We start from the raw sequence: 16092 nt of genomic DNA on the forward strand, positions 1-16092 counted from the left end.
CGCCCGAATAGGAAACATCGAATAAGGACAAGGCACAGGAATGGTCGAGATCCGCATCACATATGACGAGGGCGCAGACAGGGATGTGCCGCTGCCCGCCTATCAGACGGCCGAAGCCGCAGGTGCCGATCTGCGCGCCAACCTGCCGGATCGCGCGCGCCTGACCCTTGCCCCTGGTGCCCGAGCGCTGGTGCCCACCGGGCTGCGACTGGAAATCCCGCAAGGTTATGAGGTGCAGATCCGCCCCCGCTCCGGCCTTGCGCTGAAACATGGCATCACCCTGCCCAATGCGCCCGGCACTATCGACAGCGATTATCGCGGCCCGCTGGGGGTTATTGTGATGAACGCAGGTGACGCCCCGTTTGAGATCGCCCATGGGGACCGCATCGCGCAGATGGTGGTTGCGCCGGTGCTGCAGGCGCGTTTTCAACTGGTCGACAGCCTGAGTGATAGCGCGCGCGGCAGCGGTGGCTTTGGCTCCACGGGGCAGCGCTGATGCTGTCGATTGTTGTTCTTGCGGCTCTCATCTGGTGGGGCGGGCGGTTTCTCGGGCTGGGGCACACCCTGCGGCTGGGCCTGCTCGGGGTGCTGTATATCGCTATTCTCGCGGTGCATCTGACCCTGCCTGAAACCGCACCGCTGCGGGGGGCCACCGGTGGATCTGCGGCGCCCTGGCTGGTGCTGGCCGGAATGGTGGTTCTGGTGCTGGCGTATCGTCATTTGTTGCGCCGCCTGCGCAGCCGCGCACAGCCGGAGGAAGATGCCGAGGGTGGCGCCAAACCTCGCCCGGACAAATTCTCGGAGAGCGAGCTGGACCGCTACGCCCGTCACATCGTCCTGCGCGAACTGGGCGGGCCGGGGCAGAAGAAACTCCGCAAGGCCCGTGTTCTGGTGATCGGGGCAGGGGGCTTGGGCGCGCCCGCGCTGCAATATCTTGCCGCCGCCGGGGTGGGCACCATTGGGGTGATCGACGATGATCTGGTGGAAAACGCCAATCTGCAGCGGCAGGTGATCCACCGCGATCAGGATATCGGCATCCCCAAGGTATTCTCGGCCCAGGCCGCGATGGAGGCGCAGAACCCATATGTCACCGTGCGCCCCTATCACCGCCGCCTGGACGCGGATATCGCGACCGATCTTTTTGGCGATTATGATCTGATCCTGGATGGCACCGACAATTTCGAAACGCGCTATCTGGTCAATCGCACCGCCGTGGCACTGGGCAAGCCGCTGATTTCAGGCGCGCTGTCGCAGTGGGAGGGGCAGATTTCGCTGTTTCACCCCACCGCAGGCGGCCCCTGTTATCAGTGCATCTTTCCCGAGGCACCGGCCGCAGGGCTTGCCCCCAGCTGTTCCGAGGCCGGGGTCGTGGGGCCCTTGCCCGGTGTTGTTGGCGCGATGATGGCGCTGGAGGCGATCAAGGCGGTCACCGGCGCGGGTCAGACCCTGCAGGGCGAGATGCTGATCTACGACGGGCTCTATTCCGAGAGCCGCAAGATCACCCTCAGCCAACGCAGTGATTGCCCGATTTGTGCGGGCGGTGCTGGACCTGTGGAGGAGACCGGGAAGAAAGAGACTAGAAAAGAGACGGGCGCGCTGCACTCCGATGCGGGGTCATCCGAGACAATCTGACGACGCAATTACATCACCAAAGGGGAGGATAAGATGACATTCAATTGGACCCAAACGGCTCTGAAAACGGTGGCCGCAACCGCAGGGGTGGCATTGCTGGCAAGCGCAGCCACGGCTGCGGATCTGCCGGACCTTGAGGGGCGCGAAGTGGTTGTTTCGGTAGAAAACGCCTATCCGCCGTTGCAATTCGTCGAACCGTCCAGCGGCAAGGCGATTGGCTGGGAATATGACGCCATGGCGGAGATCGCCGAGCGGATCAACATCACCGTTGTCTATGAAACCACCAGCTGGGACGCGATGATCCCGGCGGTCAGCGATGGCCAGTATGACATGGGCATGACAGGCATCACCATTCGCGATGATCGCAAGGAAAAGGTTGATTTCTCCGACAAATACCTGACCTCGCAAATGCGCATGATCGTGGCCGGGGATGAGAGCCGGTTTGATGATGCTGCAGGTTTTGCCGCGGATGCGGACCTGTTGGCGGGCGCGCAGCCCGGCACCACGCCGTTTTACGTGACGGTTTACGATATTCTGGATGGTGACGAGGCCAACCCGCGCATCAAGCTGTTTGAAACCTTTGGCGCGGCCATTCAGGCGCTGCGCACGGGCGATGTGGATCTGGCACTGTCGGACAGCACCGCTGCCAACGGGTACGTGCAGGCCTCTGACGGGGCGCTGAAAATCGTGGGTGAGCCGTTGGGGACTGAGGATTTCGGCTTCATCTTCCCCAAGGGCAGCGATCTGGTGGCGCCGATCAATGCAGCCATCGCCGCGATGGAGGCAGACGGCACGCTGGAGGCGCTGAACACCAAATGGTTCCTTGAGTATAAGCTCGGCGGATAACCCTGCACAGACACCGACCAATCCCCGGCCCAGGCGCCGGGGATTTCTACATCAAGGGGCAGACATGAGCGCACAAGAGCCAAAGCCGCGCAGACCGGACGGCAAGAAAGACGATTTTCCCTGGTGGCTGGCGGCGGTGCTTCTGATTGGCGGGACGCTGATCTGGCGGGTGGCCTCGGATGATCTCTATCTCTCCATCCTCAGCACATTGATGCGGGGCGTGCAGCTGACCATCTTTGTCACGCTGATCAGTTTTTTTCTCGCGTCGCTTCTGGGTCTTGGGCTGGCGCTGGCGGCGGGGTCACGCTGGCTGGTGATCCGGCAGGGTGCGCGGTTCTATATCGAGGTGGTGCGCGGCATTCCGATCATCGTGCTGCTGCTTTACGTCGCCTTTGTGCTCGCACCCGCACTGGTGGAACTGCGCAACTGGCTGGGGGATCACATCGGGCTGGACCCGATCCGCACCCGCAATTTTCCGCTGCTGTGGCGGGCCATTATCGCGCTGATGATCGCCTATTCCGCCTTCATCTCGGAGGTGTTTCGCGCCGGTCTGCAATCGGTGGATGAGGGCCAGATCGAGGCGGCGAAGTCGCTGGGCCTCAGCCGCTGGCATCGCTTCCGTTTCATTGTGTTTCCACAGGCGATCCGCACCATCCTGCCGCCGCTGGGCAATGATTTTGTCGCCTTGGTCAAAGACAGTTCGCTGGTGTCAGTGCTGGGCGTTGCCGATGTCACGCAGCTGGGCAAGCTGACGGCGGTGGGCAATTTCCGCTATTTCGAGACCTACAATGTGGTGGCTTTGATTTACCTCACGCTGACAATTGGCTTGTCGCTGCTGCTCAGACGGTTTGAGAAACACCTGCGACGTCGCGAGGAGCGCCGGTAGCGGGCAGGCTCTGGCGGCAATCGGCGAAATTCTCTTGAGTGTGCCTCTGGACGGCGGGCGGGGGCAGGCATAGCTTCCTCTCAAAGGAGATTTGCCATGACCAATCCGCTGCTGTCCACCTGGGACACGCCATTTGAAGTTGCGCCGTTTGATGAAATCAAGGACAGCGATTTTGCCCCTGCTCTGGATGAGGCGCTGGCTGCGCATAAGGCGCAGATCGATGCGATTGCCGCCGCAGATGAGGCGCCGACATTTGCCAATGTGATCGAGGCGCTGGAAACCCCCTGCCGCGAGCTGGAGCAGGTTCTGTCGGTGTTCTACAGCGTGGCTGGTGCAGACAGTAACCCCGAGCGCGAGGCGTTGCAGCGGGCGTTTTCCCCGAAACTGGCAGCGCATTTTTCCGCCATCACCGCCAACAAGGCGCTTTATGCGCGCGTCAAATCGGTGTGGGATCAGCGCGATACGCTGGATCTGACCGAGGAACAGCAGCGTGTCCTGATGCTGACCCATCGCGGATTTGTGCGTGGCGGTGCAGCGCTGGAGGGCGCGGATGACACCCGCATGCAGGAGATCAAATCCCGCCTTGCGACGCTTGGGACGGAGTTCACCCAGAACCTGTTGGCGGATGAACGTGATTGGTTCATGGCGCTGAGCGAAGAGGATTTGGCCGGTCTGCCGCAATTTGTGGTCGATGCCGCCCGCGCGGCGGGCAAGGACAAGGGGCTGGATGGCCCTGCGGTCACGCTGTCGCGCTCTCTCATCACGCCGTTTTTGCAGTTTTCTCCCCGTCGCGACCTGCGCAAGACGGCGTTCGAGGCCTGGGCTGCGCGCGGTGCCAATGGCGGCGACAGCGACAACCGCGAAATTGCTGCCGAAATTCTGGCCCTGCGCGAAGAGCGCGCCAAATTGCTCGGCTATGAAAATTTCGCAGCCTACAAGCTGGAAACCGAGATGGCCAAGACCCCGGCCGCGGTGCGCGATCTGCTGATGCAGGTGTGGGAGCCGGCCAAGGCGCAGGCGGAGGCGGATGCCTGGGTGCTGACCAAGATGATGCAGGAAGACGGCATCAACGGCGAGCTGGAGCCCTGGGACTGGCGCTATTACGCAGAGAAACGGCGCAAGGCGGAGCATGATCTGGATGAGGCGGAGCTGAAGCCCTATTTCCAGCTGGACCGCATGATCGAGGCGTCGTTTGACTGCGCAACCCGCCTGTTCGGGCTGGAGTTCACGCCGCTGGACGTGCCGCTGTACCACCCGGATTGCCGCGCCTGGGAAGTGACCCGCAATGGTGCGCATGTGGCCGTGTTCATCGGGGACTATTTCGCCCGCTCCTCCAAACGGTCCGGCGCCTGGTGTTCGGCAATGCGCAGCCAGGCGAAATTCCCTGAGGTGCAGACCCCGGTCGTGATCAACGTCTGCAACTTTGCCAAGGGTGAGCCCGCGCTGTTATCTTACGACGATGCGCGCACGTTGTTCCATGAGTTCGGCCATGCGCTGCACCAGATGCTGTCGGATGTGAGTTATGAGAGCATCTCTGGCACCTCAGTGGCGCGCGATTTTGTCGAACTGCCCTCGCAGCTGTATGAGCACTGGCTGGATGTGCCGGAGGTTCTGGGCAAATTCGCCACCCATGCGGAAACCGGCAAGCCGATGCCGGTGGAGATGCGCGACCGGGTGCTGGCGGCGTCGACCTTTGATATGGGATTTCAGACGGTGGAATATGTGGCGTCTGCACTGGTGGATCTGGCGTTTCATGACGGGCCTGCACCCAGCGATCCGATGGCCAGACAGGCGGAGGTCTTGGCTGAGATCGGCATGCCATCCGCGATCATCATGCGCCATACCACCCCTCATTTCGCCCATGTGTTCTCCGGGGACGGCTATTCCTCGGGCTACTACAGCTACATGTGGTCGGAGGTGATGGATGCCGATGCCTTTGAGGCCTTTGAAGAGGCAAATGGGGCCTTTGATCCTGAGCGCGCCGAGGCGCTGGAGGCGCATATTCTCTCTACCGGTGGCTCCCGGGATCCGGCGGAGCTGTACACCGCGTTCCGGGGGCGCCTGCCGGGCGTTGATGCGTTGCTGAAGGGGCGCGGGCTGGCGGCGAAATAATCCGCACGATGGTTTTGTCCAGAATCAGAGAGGGCAGGCGCGATGCGTCTGCCCTCTCTCATTTGTGGTTGTGCCGCGGACTTGCGCCCCCGTGATCCGCTGTGAGGGGGGGGCGCAGCCGCTCTTAGAACAATTGCAGGTCTTTCTGACCGCTCTCAATTTCGCTGAAGCTTGGCATGTTCTGGATCGCCCAGGGCACCGGTGCGGCACCGGGCATCGGCACCGTTGGTTTCATCGCCGCCGCCATGCCAAAGCCGGGCTGGTCCAGTTCGCCACGGATGTCGCGCAGCAGCGTTTTGTGATCCGGCATCGACTTCAGGATGTTCGCCAGATCCACCTTCGCGCCCTTCCACCACTGGAACCAGATCGGTTTCTTCAGTGGTCGCAGGCGATCCCGGATGCCGGGGCCATAGCCCGTATCATAGACCTGTTTGCCCAGAAGCACCGTCTGATAGACCCGGTAATCAAACAGGGTCGCGAATTCAATATCATGGGGCATCGGCAGGCGGTGCTGCCAGAGTTCAAGGTTTTCGGCGAGACGATCCGGGATCTTCATCTCGGTGCGGGCGTCGATCCAGTATTGGTCATCGGTGCGGTTGCCCAGCCGGTAGTGCAGGCAGATGAATTCCAGAACCTCATCATAGAGCTTGTCCATCTGGCGGTTGTACCTGGTCCGCAGGGACGGGGCGATGTCGCGCGTGGGCATATGTTCGGTGAGCCAGCGCACCGCGTGATCAATCATATGGATTGCGGTGCTTTCCAGCGGCTCGATAAAGCCGCCGGCCAGACCGATGGCCACACAGTTCTTCACCCAGGCATTGCGCACGCGTCCGATCCGCATTGGGATGATGCGCGGGGTCGCCCCTTTGCCGCTGTCCCCAAGCCATTCAAGGTATTCATCTGCGGCCTGATCATCGGTGCGATGGGCGGAGGAGAACACATAGCCGGTGCCGACCCGGTTATAAAGCGGCACCCGCCAGGTCCAACCGGCGCCAAGGGCGGTGGAGCGCGTGAGGCTTTCGATCTTTTCCGGGTCGGGATGGTCGATCTGCAACGCCATAGCGCGGTCATTGGGCAGGTAGTCGGAGTAATCCATAAACGGCTCACCCAGCGCCTGATTGATGATCAGCCCGCGGAAGCCGGTGCAGTCGATGACCATCTCTATATCGTGGCGGCCACGCTGCTCCAGCATCAGATGGCTGACATTGCCCTGCTCATCCAGTTCAACCGATGTCACCTCATCCTGGATATGCTCCACGCCGTGCTTGGTACAAACCTTGGTGAGCATGCCTGCAAATTTTACCGCGTCCAGATGGTAGGCATAGCCAAAGCGCTGTTCAAACTCCGGCTGCCCCAAGGGGCGGGCCCCCTTGCACAGGCGGCCCAGATCATCATGGGGGGCGATGGATTGGGTGTAGTCGCGATCCCCATTGCCAAAGCGCAGGAAATATTCAGCTGGCTCCAGCCCATCCAGCAACTGACCGTGGGCAAAGGGGTTCACGTAGTCGATGCGATTTCCCTTGGCATCCTTGTTCCAGTTGCAGAACTTTACCCCCAGTTTGAACGAGGCGTTGGTCTCACGGAAAAAGGCGCGCTCTGAGATGCCGGCCTGACGGAGGGTTTTCGGCATCCGCGGCACGGTTGCCTCGCCCACCCCGACGGTGGCGATATTCGGGCTTTCGATCAGGCAGATCTTTGGCCGGTCCTTGGGCGCTGACGTGCGGGAGAGTTCTGTCTCCAGGATCAGCGCCGTCATCCACCCCGCCGTGCCGCCGCCGACGATGGTGATCTTCCTTAAGCGATTGTTCATGTGTTCCGTCCCTGTTTTATAGTTTTTTCAAGGACCGTAGCGCAGCTATCTGGCGTCTGGCTAGCAACAATTCCGCAAAATGCCGTGTCGAACCTGTTATCAGACGGTCCGGGGCACGAAGGGCTGTATTCTGAGAGAGGGCAGGCCGGGCGCACCAGTCTTCAAGTTTTGAAAACTACCGCTCTGCAACAGGGTTTACTGGGCTGTCGGGCGGATTGGGACGGGATAGCCGGATCTGCAAGACGCGCGGATTTACCGGTGCAGCCTGTGGCTGTCCGGGGTGGCTCTGGGCTGGATCAATCTATTAACCGTTGATCGGGGCCTTGTTCTGCAACCGGGCGGTTGCGGCATAAAGTGGACGGCGCCGCCACGGGGGCGGAGGAGGGCGGGTTGATGGCCCGCGTGCTCAAATTCTCTGCACGACCCCAGAAGTTGGGGCCCGGTTCCTGGTCGGAGCCGGGGTGCCAGACCCGGATCCTGTAATCGCGATTGGGATCAGTCTGACACAGCGGCCTGAAACGATCCTGAGCGGGGCGTGCGCTTTGGTTGCTAATTGTTAAATCTTGTCCACTGCGTATCCGTCTCTAGTATCCGAGGGTGCGATCCACCTGATGCAGGAATGGCGCCTCAGCCTCGCCCCGGCGGATGTTGTCGGCAATGACACGCGCGGCGGTAAGGGGGCGTGTTTCTGCCGCGATATGCGGCGTCACGGTGACCCTTGGATGGGCCCAATAGGGGTGATCCATCGGCAGCGGCTCAATGCGGAAGACATCGAGCGTTGCATGGCCGATCTGGCCACTGTCGAGGGCGGCCAGAAGGGCGTCATCGTCAATCAGGGGACCGCGACCGGGGTTGATGATGCGCGCCCCTTTGGGCAGCAGGGCGAGGGTGTCGCTGTTGAGCGTATTCTCGGTCGCGTGGGTGTCTGGCAGGAGCAGGATCACGATCTGTGCCGTGGCGAGGGCGTCCCGCAGGCCGTCGTCGCCATGGCGGCAGGTGATGCCGTCGATGGATTTCTTGGATCGCGACCAGCCGGTGACCGGAAAGCCCAGTGTGGCCAGCATGTCGGCACAGGCCTGTCCCAATGCGCCAAGGCCCAGAACCGTCACCGGACGTTCTTCGGCAAGCGGGGGGACCACCGGCTCCCATCGGTCCTGCGTGTGGATCGTGCGGTCGATATTGAGGTGATAGCGCAGCACATGCCCCGTGACCCATTCGACCATACCCGCGGTCAGGCCGGGGTCCACCATCCGGCAGAGCGGCATTGTCAGGGTCTGGTTGCCGACGATCTTCTCCACTCCGGCCCAGAGGCTGAGCACCGCCTTGCAGCGGATATAGGGGGTGAAATCCTGCAAATCGGAATTGGGGGCATAGACCACATAGTCCACCTCATCCGGGGCGTGATCAAGACGCAGATCGACCTTCAGCCCGGCCTCCGCAAAGGCAGCGCGCAAAGGGGTCTCATAGGTGGCCCAGCGTTCGGGCAGGGCGGCAAACTGGACGTTGATCATGTGGCAAATACTCCCGCCATATCGGCGATACCTTTGATTTCGATGGGGTTGCCCGCCGGGTCATGGAAGAACATCGTGCTCTGCTCGCCGGGCTCGCCTGCAAATCGCGTGGTGGGGGCGATGGTGAACGCCAGCCCCGCGTGTTCAAGCCGATCCGCCAGTAGGCGCCATTCGTCCTGCGGCAGGATCACACCCAGATGGGGCATCGGCACCATGTGATCGCCGACCTTGCCGGTCTTGGCGGTGGCAAAAACCGGCCCGAGGTGGAGCGAGATCTGATGGCCAAAGAAGTTGAAATCGACCCAGGTCTCTGTGCTGCGCCCCTCCTGACAGCCCAGCAGGCCGCCATAAAAGCCGCGCGCCCTGTCGAGATCATCGACGTGATAGGCGAGGTGAAAGATGCTCATCGGTCTGCTCCCTGTGATCTGTCTACTAGGGATAGAAGGGGGTGATGAAAAAGGGTAGCTTGTTTTTCTGTATTCAAACATAAGAAAAACTATGGATATACGGTTCCTTTCCAGCCTCGTCACAACGATAGAGGAGGGATCCCTGGCGGCGGCGGCGCGCCGTGAGGGGATCACCGCATCGGCGATTTCGCAACGGATCGCTGCACTTGAGGCCGATGTCGGCGTGGTGCTTCTGTGCCGCGCCGGGCGCGTCATGCAGCCCACGGCGGAATGTCGTCGCCTGTTGCCAAAGATGCGCGAGATTCTGCGTGCCGAGGCAGAGCTGCGGGGGCAGCTGCGCGGGGCCACCCTCAGCGGCACGCTGCGGCTCGGGGCAGTGTCGACAGCCATGGGAGATTACGCGGGAACGATCCTTCGGCACCTGAGGCAAGCGGCGCCGGAGGTGGCCTTGCAGCTGGTGCCCGGAACATCGGAAGGGCTTTATGCTTTGATGCAACAGGGGCAGGTGGACGCCGCATTGCTGATTGAGCCACCGTTTGCGCTCCCCAAAGCCTATGTTTTCAAAGAGGTCGCCCGCCAGCCCATTGGCTTGTTGCAGGCAGAGACGGACCGTGATGGGCCATCTGACGGACCATCTGATGGGGCGTTGCCGTTCCTGATCTACAGCCGCGACGCATGGGGTGGCGCGCGCTGCTGGCAGGCACTGACCCAGCGGGTTGATATGCCGGACATTCTGGCGGAACTGGATGCGCTTGAACTGATCGCGCAGATGGTGGCAGAGGGCACCGCGCAGGCCGTTGTGCCGCTCTGGGAGGGGCTGCGCAGGCATGCTGGCCTGCGGTTCACCCCGTTTGACGGTGAGGAGCGGCGGCTGGGTGTCCTGCTGCATCAGCGCGATGCGGACAGCGCGCTGACACGGGTGCTGCTGGGCGCCTTAACGGGCGCTTAGCGTGGGCGGTGGATATTCGCGCTTTGCACAAGGCCAAAGGCGCCCATCAGAACCAGCATCACGGAGCCACCGTAGGACACCATCGGCAGCGGCACGCCCACCACCGGGGCGAGGCCCATCACCATCGACATGTTCACTGCAAAGAACAGGAAGAAGCTGATCGCAATCCCCAATGTGACCAGCGACGCAAAGCGGTCCTTGGTGGCGAGCGCGGTGGCAATGCAGAAGGTGATCACCAGCATATAGATGAAGAGCAGGGTAAATCCGCCGATGAAGCCGAATTCCTCGGCCAGGGTGGTGAAGATGAAATCGGTGTGTTTTTCCGGCAGAAAGTTCAGCCGTGACTGGGTGCCCTGCATGAAGCCGCGCCCCGACCAGCCCCCGGAACCGAGCGCGATCTTCGACTGGGTGATATGATATCCCGCCCCAAGCGGATCCTGTGAGGGGTCGAGGAAGGTGTCGATGCGGCGGAACTGGTAGTCCTTCAGCAGTTGCCAGTCGGTGCCCCGGCTTTTGAAAACGGTGGCCACAAGCCCGACACCGGCCCCGATGACAGCGGCGAAATAGGCCCAGTGAACACCGGCAAGGAACATCACGCCGCCACCGGCCGCCATCAGCAGGATGGAGGTGCCAAGGTCAGGCTGGCGCAGCACCAGAAAGGTGGGCAGCAGGATCAGGATGACCGGCAGGATCACCCATTGCGGACGCGAGCAGCGTTCCGGGGGCAGCCAGTCGTAATAGGCCGCCAGCAGCATCACCAGCGTGATCTTCATCAGCTCGGACGGTTGTAGCCGCATGAAGCCGATGTCGATCCAGCGCTGAGCGCCCATGCCGACGGTGCCGAAAAACTCCACCGCCACCAGCAGCAGGACGGAGACCAAATAGGCCAGAACGGAGATATTGCGCCAGAACCAGATCGGGATCATGGCGACCACCAGCATCACCGACAGTCCCAGAATGAAGCGTTTGACCTGTGGTTCCACCCAGGGAGAGAAACTGCCGCCCGCCACCGAGTAGAGCATCAGGAAGCCAACACTGGCGACACTGGCCAGTAGCAGGACCAATGGCCAGTTCAGATAGAGGATCTTGCGCAGGCCGGTGGGCACCGATTGCGCGTTATTGGCGAGATAGCTCATGCGGGCCCTTTCATACGCGGCGCTCTCAAGCCTGCCCGCTGCCGCTGTCGCGATTGCGCTGAATGCGCTCACGTTCCAGACGTTGCTGCAGGGCTTCGATGTTGGTGCGGTCTTTCTTGGGGTAGGCCTCCAGCGGCGGGCTGCCGTCATAGAGCGCCTGCAAGAGCACATCGCGCGCGATAGGGGCCGCTGCCTTGGAACCGCCGCCGCCATGTTCGACCACCACCGCCACGGCAAATTTCGGATCATCTGCCGGCGCATAGGCCACAAACAGCGCATGGTCGCGGCGTTCCCACGGCAGATCCTCGTTGCGGATCACCCCGGCGGCGCGTTCTGCGGCGGTGATATTGCGCACCTGGCTGGTGCCGCTTTTGCCGGCCATACGCATGCCGTCGGCGATGATCCGGGAGCGGTAGCCGGTGCCGCGCCGCTCATTGCTGACCGAGTACATGCCCCGGCGGATGGTGCGCAGGTTGTTTTCATTGACGCCGATCGGCTCTCCGGCGCCGCTGGGCTGCTCCACCCCGTCGATGGATTTCAGCAGGCGCGGCGTGACCGAGCGACCAGTGGCCAGACGCGCTGTCATCACGGCCAGCTGCATCGGCGAGGCCAAGAGATAGCCCTGCCCGATGGAGGAGTTCACGGTATCGCCAACCAGCCAGTCCTGACCGTAGGTTTTCGATTTCCATTCCTTGTTCGGGGCAATCCCCTTGGCCACGGCGGACATCGGAAGATCATGGCGCACGCCAAGGCCAAAGCGTTTCGCCATGGCGGAAATCTTGTCAATGCCAACCTTGATGGCGAGGTCGTAATAATAGACGTCGCAGGAGCTTTTGAGCGAGGTGTTGAGATCCACATGGCCGTGGCCTGCGCGTTTCCAGCAGTGGAAACGGCGGCCGGAGACCTCCAGATGGCCGGGGCACCAGACGGTGTCTTCGGTGCCGATCAAGCCTTCTTCCAGCGCGGCGAGGGCGGTGATCATCTTGAAGGTCGATCCGGGCGGATAGGTGCCCTGCACCGATTTATTGGCCAGCGGGCGATAGGGGTCTTCGGTGAGCATCCGGTAATCGGCAACCGAGATCCCTCGCACAAACAGATTGGGATCAAAACTGGGGGAGGAGGCAATGGCGCGTACATCGCCGCTTTCGCAGTCGATCACCACGGCGCTGGCGCTTTCCTTGCCCAGGCGGGCTTGGGTGTAATACTGCAAATCCGCATCAACGGTCAGCTGCATATCCGCGCCGGCCTCCCCCTCGCGGCGGTCCAGCTCGCGCATGACGCGTCCGGTGGCGTTGACCTCGACCCGCTTGGCGCCGGCCTTGCCGCGCAGCACGTCTTCGCGCTTGGCCTCGAACCCGACCTTGCCGATCTGGAAGCGCGGGATCATCAGCACCGGCTCGGGGTCCTCCATCTTGCTGAGGTCATAGTCGGAGACCGGACCGACATAGCCCACCACGTGGGCAAAATCCTCCTGCTGGGGGTAAACCCGCGTGAGGCCGACCTCAGGCGTGATGCCGGGCAGGGCGGGGGCGTTCACCGCCACCTTGGAGATATCATCCCAGCTGATCTGATCGGCCAGTGTGATCGGTAGAAACGGCGGTGAGCGGCGCATCTCGGCCATCGCGCGCTCGATGTCTTCGGGGTCCAGTGTCAGCAGGCGCGACAGCTTGCCGATGACGTCACCCACATCGCCCGCGTCCTCCGGCACCACGGTGATCCGGTAAGATTGGGCGTTTTGCGCCAGAATGGTGCCGTTGCGGTCATAGATCTGTCCGCGGGCGGGCGGGATCAGGCGCAGGTTGATGCGGTTTTCCTCGGCCAGCAGGCGGAACTGATCGGCCTGATCGACCTGAAGGTGCCGCATTCGCATCGCAAGACCACCGGCAAAGGCCAGCTGCAACCCGCCCAAAAGCAGCGCGCGGCGGCTGAGTTTGCGGTGTGAGGCTTCGACGTCTTTGACGTTGCGTTTCATCAGCGGCTTCCCAGGGCTTCTGCCTCTGCCGGGGAGAGTTTGCGCACCCCCAGCAGGCTTTGGCTGGCCAGCGCGACCAGCGGATAGATCAGCAATGTTGCCACCATCTGGATCAGAATCAACCCCAGCGACGGTTGCACCACCCCCAGAACCGCGAGGATCAGCCGGTTAAGCAGGGTCACGGCGGTGATGGTTATGGCCACGGTGACCCACTCCCCGATAAAGGCGGTTTCGCGGTGCGGCTGGACCTGTGATTTCAGAAAGCTGCAAGCGAGCACGACCAGAAGCGCCATCAGCCCCGGTGGCCGCTGAAACAACAGATCCGCCAGCAGGAAGGTCAGCGCAATCAGCACGGTCGGCACATAGTCGGGGCGGCGCATCGACCAGGCCATGACCAGCGCCAGCAGCAGATCCGGCGGCGCCCAGCGAGAGGGTAGCGTATCCAATGGCAGCAGGTGAAAGAACATGATGACGAGGGCCAGCGCCGGAAAGGCCGCCCGCATGACCCAGATCCGCGTCGGGGCGTTATTCGCCATCTGTGGCCCCCGCTGCGGCCTCATTGCCCAGACCCTCGGGGCGGGGTTGCGGGATGTTGATGCCCGGTGCAGGCACCACCAGCCCACCGGGGTCCTTGATCACCTCGGAGCCGTGGTGGCGCAGCACCCGCAGGAATTCGAGCCGCTCATAATCCGCCGAGAGGCGCACCCGCAGGCGGCCAAAGCGGTCCTGCGTGACCTGCCCGATCAGCAGGCCCGCCGGAAACACATTGCCATCCCCCGAGGTCACCACCCGGTCACCGGGGCGGACCAGATCGGGGTTTTCAAGAAAGTCGATCACCGGTGCGGGGCTGTTGTCGCCGGCCACCAGTGTGCTCTGCCCCGAAGGTTGGATCAGCGCGGGCACAGCGCTGGCTGCATCGGTCAGCAGGATCACCCGCGCGGTGTCCTGCCCGGTGCCGGAAATCCGCCCGACCAGACCGATACCATCCATCGCTGCCCAGCCGTCGCGCACCCCGTCGCGGGCGCCGACGTTGAGGATCACCGATTGACGAAACGGCGACCCGCTGTCGGCCATGACCACGCCCGTCACATAGGTGAGACGCGGGTCGAGCCGCACATTGTTGAGATCCAGCAGGCGGGCGTTTTCCTGCTCCAGCTGCAACGCGGCCTCTTTCCAGGCACGCATCTGACGCAGCTCGCTGCGCAATTCCCGGTTCTGCTCGGCAAGGCGCTGATAGCTCTGGAAATCACGGAAGAGATTGATTGCGCCCTCAACCGGGATCATGGCCCAGTCCATGCTGGGCACCACCGCATCAACGACCTGCGCGCGGAACCGTTCAACCCGTGGACTGTCGATCCGCCAGATCAGGAAAATCGCCAGCAGGCACAGGCAGACAACCCCGGTCAGCAGGCGGCGCAGCGGGGCGGTGTAGTCATCGCGCTGGGACCGATCTTTGGCCAAGGTGTTCCTTCCCGGCGCCGGGCGTCGACCATCCTAGTGATGGTCCGTCCGCTCAGCTGTCGTAATCGATGGCGTGTGCCAGCTGTTTTTCGTATTCCAGCGCCTTGCCGGTGCCAAGCGCCACGCAGTTCAGGCTCTCGTCCGCGATGGAGACGGCCAGGCCGGTCTGCTCACGCAGGGCCAGATCCAGATCACCCAGCAGCGCGCCACCGCCGGTCAGCATCACGCCCCGGTCCACAATATCCGCCGCCAGATCCGGTGGGGTGGTTTCCAGCGCGGTCATCACCGCTTCGCAGATCTGCTGCACCGGTTCGGCCAGCGCCTCGGCCACCTGGGCCTGGCTGACTTCAATCTCTTTTGGCACGCCGTTCAGCAGGTCACGACCACGGATCTGCATTGACTGGCCACGGCCATCATCGGGCATCCGGGCGGTACCGATGGAGGTCTTCACGCGTTCAGCGGTGGATTCCCCGATCAACAGGTTCTGCTGGCGGCGCAGGTAGTTGATGATCGCCTCATCCATCCGGTCGCCACCAACGCGCACGGAGCGGGCATAGACGATGTCGCCCAGCGACAGGACTGCAACCTCGGTCGTGCCGCCGCCGATGTCCACGACCATGTTGCCGGTTGGATCGGTGATCGGCATCCCGGCACCAATTGCTGCGGCGATCGGCTCGGCGATCAGCCCGGCGCGGCGGGCACCTGCGGAGAGCACCGACTGGCGGATCGCGCGTTTTTCAACCGGGGTGGCGCCATGCGGGACGCAGACGATGATCTTCGGTTTGGAGAAGGTGGAGCGTTTGTGCACCTTGCGGATGAAATGCTTGATCATCTCTTCGGCGGTGTCGAAGTCCGCAATCACCCCTTCGCGCATCGGGCGGATCGCCTCGATGGAGCCGGGGGTGCGGCCCAGCATCAGCTTGGCGTCTTCGCCCACGGCCAGTACTTTCTTGACGCCATCTTTCACGTGATAGGCCACAACCGACGGCTCTGACAGGATGACACCGCGACCTTTTACATAGACAAGCGTGTTCGCCGTACCGAGGTCAATTGCCATATCAGACGTGAACAACCCGCCAAGACTTCCGAAGATCGACATATATTAAGACCCTGTAAAACTGCCACCTGTCCCGCGACTCTGCTGAGAGCGGGCTTTATGTCTTATAAGCAGCGCTGAGAGGTGGCGAAAGGGCGGATTCGGACCAAAAGGCGCCTTTTCGCCACCACCGCGGGGTGCCCCATGGGAAAGGCAGACAACCGATCCGATTGGCAGGGCGGGCAGGTGTGGCGCGGATCTGATAAGCGCGCCCCTCAAAATCGCATGCCTCCGGCAACTATCGGAGGCGGTACAGGGCCGCGCGATGTTGCTT

The 16092-nt window shown here is 62.4% G+C and carries 14 protein-coding genes; 6 read left to right on the top strand and 8 right to left on the bottom strand.

Annotated elements, in window-relative coordinates:
- Window positions 1–40: 40 nt before the first annotated feature.
- The 5 genes from dut to INHI_RS0101030 all read left to right on the top strand — a co-directional run bounded on the left by dut (window position 41) and on the right by INHI_RS0101030 (window position 5476).
- On the top strand, window positions 41–496 hold the full coding sequence (dut, locus tag INHI_RS0101010) for a dUTP diphosphatase (protein WP_027246411.1): 456 nt from the start codon (window positions 41–43) through the stop codon (window positions 494–496).
- Window positions 496–1632: a HesA/MoeB/ThiF family protein gene (locus INHI_RS0101015; RefSeq protein WP_027246412.1), complete on the top strand. Its 1137-nt coding sequence runs from the start codon at window positions 496–498 to the stop codon at window positions 1630–1632. Before dut ends, INHI_RS0101015 begins: the two co-directional genes overlap by 1 nt.
- 33 nt (window positions 1633–1665) lie before the next feature.
- A complete protein-coding gene (locus INHI_RS0101020; RefSeq protein WP_027246413.1) occupies window positions 1666–2478 on the top strand; it encodes a transporter substrate-binding domain-containing protein in 813 nt (270 codons plus the stop codon).
- 64 nt (window positions 2479–2542) lie between these two features.
- Window positions 2543–3364: an amino acid ABC transporter permease gene (locus INHI_RS0101025; RefSeq protein WP_014880871.1), complete on the top strand. Its 822-nt coding sequence runs from the start codon at window positions 2543–2545 to the stop codon at window positions 3362–3364.
- Between the two features lie 96 nt (window positions 3365–3460).
- The gene (locus INHI_RS0101030) at window positions 3461–5476 is read left to right on the top strand and encodes a M3 family metallopeptidase (protein WP_027246414.1); all 2016 of its coding nucleotides are present in this window, start codon (window positions 3461–3463) and stop codon (window positions 5474–5476) included.
- A gap of 124 nt (window positions 5477–5600) precedes the next feature.
- On the opposite strand, the gene INHI_RS0101035 is transcribed toward INHI_RS0101030, so the two are convergent.
- The 3 genes from INHI_RS0101035 to INHI_RS0101045 all read right to left on the bottom strand — a co-directional run bounded on the left by INHI_RS0101035 (window position 5601) and on the right by INHI_RS0101045 (window position 9204).
- Window positions 5601–7286 carry a tryptophan halogenase family protein gene (locus INHI_RS0101035; RefSeq protein ID WP_027246415.1) on the bottom strand — a complete coding sequence of 562 codons (1686 nt, stop codon included), beginning with the start codon at window positions 7284–7286 and terminating at the stop codon, window positions 5601–5603.
- A 584-nt stretch (window positions 7287–7870) separates the two neighbouring features.
- Window positions 7871–8797, bottom strand: a complete 927-nt coding sequence (locus tag INHI_RS0101040) for a 2-hydroxyacid dehydrogenase (protein ID WP_027246416.1) — start codon at window positions 8795–8797, stop codon at window positions 7871–7873.
- Window positions 8794–9204: a VOC family protein gene (locus INHI_RS0101045; protein WP_027246417.1), complete on the bottom strand. Its 411-nt coding sequence runs from the start codon at window positions 9202–9204 to the stop codon at window positions 8794–8796. Before INHI_RS0101045 ends, INHI_RS0101040 begins: the two co-directional genes overlap by 4 nt.
- A gap of 91 nt (window positions 9205–9295) precedes the next feature.
- Here INHI_RS0101045 and INHI_RS0101050 point away from each other — a divergent pair, with 91 nt between their 5' ends.
- On the top strand, window positions 9296–10153 hold the full coding sequence (locus tag INHI_RS0101050; RefSeq protein ID WP_027246418.1) for a LysR family transcriptional regulator: 858 nt from the start codon (window positions 9296–9298) through the stop codon (window positions 10151–10153).
- Here the strand turns inward: INHI_RS0101050 and rodA are convergent.
- The 5 genes from rodA to INHI_RS0101075 are packed head-to-tail and all read right to left on the bottom strand — an operon-like array spanning window position 10150 to window position 15821.
- Window positions 10150–11289 (bottom strand): rod shape-determining protein RodA, encoded by a 1140-nt coding sequence (gene rodA / locus INHI_RS0101055; RefSeq protein WP_027246419.1) that lies wholly within the window; start codon window positions 11287–11289, stop codon window positions 10150–10152. The genes INHI_RS0101050 and rodA overlap by 4 nt on opposite strands.
- Before the next feature lie 25 nt (window positions 11290–11314).
- Window positions 11315–13261 carry a penicillin-binding protein 2 gene (gene mrdA / locus INHI_RS0101060; RefSeq protein ID WP_014875553.1) on the bottom strand — a complete coding sequence of 649 codons (1947 nt, stop codon included), beginning with the start codon at window positions 13259–13261 and terminating at the stop codon, window positions 11315–11317.
- Window positions 13261–13797, bottom strand: coding sequence for a rod shape-determining protein MreD (mreD, locus tag INHI_RS0101065; protein WP_027246420.1), 537 nt, complete (start codon window positions 13795–13797; stop codon window positions 13261–13263). The genes mrdA and mreD overlap by 1 nt, the downstream gene beginning before the upstream one ends.
- Window positions 13787–14722, bottom strand: a complete 936-nt coding sequence (gene mreC / locus INHI_RS0101070; RefSeq protein WP_014875551.1) for a rod shape-determining protein MreC — start codon at window positions 14720–14722, stop codon at window positions 13787–13789. The genes mreD and mreC overlap by 11 nt, the downstream gene beginning before the upstream one ends.
- Window positions 14723–14774: 52 nt before the next feature.
- Window positions 14775–15821, bottom strand: coding sequence for a rod shape-determining protein (locus tag INHI_RS0101075; protein ID WP_014875550.1), 1047 nt, complete (start codon window positions 15819–15821; stop codon window positions 14775–14777).
- Between the last annotated feature and the right edge of the window lie 271 nt (window positions 15822–16092).

Origin of the sequence: Phaeobacter inhibens DSM 16374, from assembly GCF_000473105.1 — a bacterium.
In the GTDB taxonomy this organism is placed as follows: domain Bacteria; phylum Pseudomonadota; class Alphaproteobacteria; order Rhodobacterales; family Rhodobacteraceae; genus Phaeobacter; species Phaeobacter inhibens.

Excerpts from the sequence above, each read along its gene's own strand:
- dut (WP_027246411.1), top strand. The coding sequence starts at position 41 with ATGGTCGAGATCCGCATCACATATGACGAGGGCGCAGACAGGGATGTG.
- INHI_RS0101015 (WP_027246412.1), top strand. The coding sequence starts at position 496 with ATGCTGTCGATTGTTGTTCTTGCGGCTCTCATCTGGTGGGGCGGGCGG.
- INHI_RS0101020 (WP_027246413.1), top strand. The coding sequence starts at position 1,666 with ATGACATTCAATTGGACCCAAACGGCTCTGAAAACGGTGGCCGCAACC.
- INHI_RS0101025 (WP_014880871.1), top strand. The coding sequence starts at position 2,543 with ATGAGCGCACAAGAGCCAAAGCCGCGCAGACCGGACGGCAAGAAAGAC.
- INHI_RS0101030 (WP_027246414.1), top strand. The coding sequence starts at position 3,461 with ATGACCAATCCGCTGCTGTCCACCTGGGACACGCCATTTGAAGTTGCG.
- INHI_RS0101035 (WP_027246415.1), bottom strand. The coding sequence starts at position 7,286 with ATGAACAATCGCTTAAGGAAGATCACCATCGTCGGCGGCGGCACGGCG.
- INHI_RS0101040 (WP_027246416.1), bottom strand. The coding sequence starts at position 8,797 with ATGATCAACGTCCAGTTTGCCGCCCTGCCCGAACGCTGGGCCACCTAT.
- INHI_RS0101045 (WP_027246417.1), bottom strand. The coding sequence starts at position 9,204 with ATGAGCATCTTTCACCTCGCCTATCACGTCGATGATCTCGACAGGGCG.
- INHI_RS0101050 (WP_027246418.1), top strand. The coding sequence starts at position 9,296 with ATGGATATACGGTTCCTTTCCAGCCTCGTCACAACGATAGAGGAGGGA.
- rodA (WP_027246419.1), bottom strand. The coding sequence starts at position 11,289 with ATGAGCTATCTCGCCAATAACGCGCAATCGGTGCCCACCGGCCTGCGC.
- mrdA (WP_014875553.1), bottom strand. The coding sequence starts at position 13,261 with ATGAAACGCAACGTCAAAGACGTCGAAGCCTCACACCGCAAACTCAGC.
- mreD (WP_027246420.1), bottom strand. The coding sequence starts at position 13,797 with ATGGCGAATAACGCCCCGACGCGGATCTGGGTCATGCGGGCGGCCTTT.
- INHI_RS0101075 (WP_014875550.1), bottom strand. The coding sequence starts at position 15,821 with ATGTCGATCTTCGGAAGTCTTGGCGGGTTGTTCACGTCTGATATGGCA.